The 348-nt window shown below is 41.1% G+C and carries 1 pseudogene; it reads right to left on the bottom strand.

Annotated elements, in window-relative coordinates:
• Positions 1-33: 33 nt before the first annotated feature.
• Positions 34-348 (bottom strand): annotated as a pseudogene (locus EZM41_RS13520) (hypothetical protein); the annotation flags it as partial.

The following is a 348-nucleotide window of genomic DNA, read 5'->3' as shown; positions in this document are numbered from 1 at the left end:
TACCCTTGGCGTCCCACTCATAACCGGCTTCTTTCAAGATCTGGCGTGCCTTATCCAGATCGTATGGCAACGGTTTAATGGCTGGATTGTGCCAGAATAGCCATCGTGAGTTATACCCAAGTTAATATAAAGCCCTGATGTATAATATCCTAACCGTGTAAGGATATCCCACAGGGCGAGGCTATCTTTGCCACCTGAAACAGCAAGGATAACTCTTGAAGCATCAAGTGCATTCTCTAACTTTTGCAAGATCAGCATAAGGCTAAAAGGAACATAAACCTTGGTTTGATTAGTTAAATATTCATATTTGCCGGATGCACATATATTTGATAAAATAATCTCCCAGAT

It is taken from the genome of Acetomicrobium sp. S15 = DSM 107314 (genome assembly GCF_016125955.1).
GTDB classification, from domain to species: Bacteria; Synergistota; Synergistia; order Synergistales; family Thermosynergistaceae; genus Thermosynergistes; species Thermosynergistes pyruvativorans.
The sequence above is the reverse complement of the archived record's forward strand: the minus strand, read 5'-3'. Positions and strand labels throughout refer to the sequence as shown.